Genomic DNA, 1,621 nt, shown 5'->3' on the forward strand with positions numbered 1-1,621 from the left:
TCGTCTGGCAGAATATTAGATGGCATCGGAGTTTGGCAACAAATTTTGCCTAAAATCACTACATATCGGCAAATTAGTCTTTCTGATGGTAATTATCCCCGTACTGTCCAATTTTATCCTGATGATTTGGCTATTACTGGTAAGAGACCAACTTCAAAGGAGGGATTGGGTTATGTGGGAGAACATCAGGTGATGCTGACGGCAATGCAGGAATTTTTGGCAGACTGCGAACAACTTACTTGGTTATGTCCAGCGGAGGTTTTGCGGGTAGATTATAAATCGGATTTTGTGGAAGTTGAGCTAAAGCAGAAGGATACGGACAGTTTGTCTGGTGAAAATGAAAGTTTGACTGTCCGTTCTCGGTTGGTGGTAGGAGCAGATGGGGCGAGGTCTCCTATTCGTGAAGCTGCTAATATTGGGACTCATGGTTGGAAGTATTGGCAGTCTTGTGTGGCAATGACGATTAAAACTGAAAGGTCTCACAATGATATTGCTTTTGAGAGATTTTGGCCGAGTGGCCCGATGGGGGTTTTGCCGTTGCCGGGAAATCGCTGTCAGGTGGTTTGGACTGCTCCTCATGCTGAGGCGAAGGCGTTGCAAGAGTTGGATAAACAGGAATTTTTGGCTAAGTTGGAGTATCGCACTGCTGGAAAGTTGGGTAAGTTGGAGTTGTTGAGCGATCGCTACGTTTTTCCGGTACAGTTGATGCAGAGCGATCGCTATGTTCAACACCGTTTAGTTTTAATTGGGGATGCTGCTCATTGTTGTCATCCTGTGGGTGGTCAAGGTTTGAATATGGGTATTCGGGATGTAGGGGCGATCGCTGAGGTGATTAAGTTTGCTGATCAGCAAGGTGAGGATATTGGAGATATTCGGGTATTGAAGCGTTATGAAAGTTGGCGCAGAAAGGAGAATTTCGTAATTTTAGGGGTTACTGATTTTCTGGATAGAATGTTTTCTGCTAGTGTGTTGCCTATAGTAGCGGTTCGTCGTTTAGGTTTGTGGGGTATGGGAATAGTTCCGATTTTTAAGTCTTTGTCTTTGCGAGTGATGACTGGTTTATTTGGTCGTCATCCAGAATTAGCTCATACTGTTTCACAGAAGTTATAACTTAGTAAGTCAAAAGTCAAAAGTCAAAAGTCAAAAGTAAGATTTTATCGGCTCAAAACTAAGTTATAAGTCAAAAGTCAAAAGTAAGATTTTATCGACTCAAAACTTTGATACTACAGTAATTTATGGAAATCAAAAGTTATAAGTCAAAAGTCAAAAGTCAAAAGTAAGATTTTATCAGCTCAAAACTTTGATGCTACAGTAATTTACTGAAGTTATTTAACATTTAAAAGAGGGAAACTATTTGTGACATCTTTAAAGTGAATTGGTACCAGATTTTGTTTGTTAATTAGGGTTTGCTGATTAAATTTCAAATAATTACCAGATAAAGGTTTTAGCCTTTTTAGGTATTGAAAAAGTACATGGTTTTCAGCTCTTCATGCTCAAAAAGTTAGCATTTTTAGCAAGAGTTGGGCAAAAAAATTCTCCCCTACTCCCCTACTTCCCTACTCCTTAAAAAAGACTTTTTCAGCAAACCCTAATTAGAGGAGTCAGGAGTCAGCAGGAAAGA

Annotated in this window: 1 protein-coding gene; it reads left to right on the forward strand. The window is 40.0% G+C overall.

Annotated elements, in window-relative coordinates; translation table 11 throughout:
• On the forward strand, positions 1 to 1,110 hold a 1,110-nt coding region (locus F6K13_RS32195; RefSeq protein ID WP_287289757.1), incomplete at its 5' end, for an FAD-dependent hydroxylase.
• Positions 1,111 to 1,621 lie beyond the last annotated feature (511 nt).

It is taken from the genome of Okeania sp. SIO2B9 (assembly GCF_010672505.1).
In the GTDB taxonomy this organism is placed as follows: domain Bacteria; phylum Cyanobacteriota; class Cyanobacteriia; order Cyanobacteriales; family Microcoleaceae; genus Okeania; species Okeania hirsuta.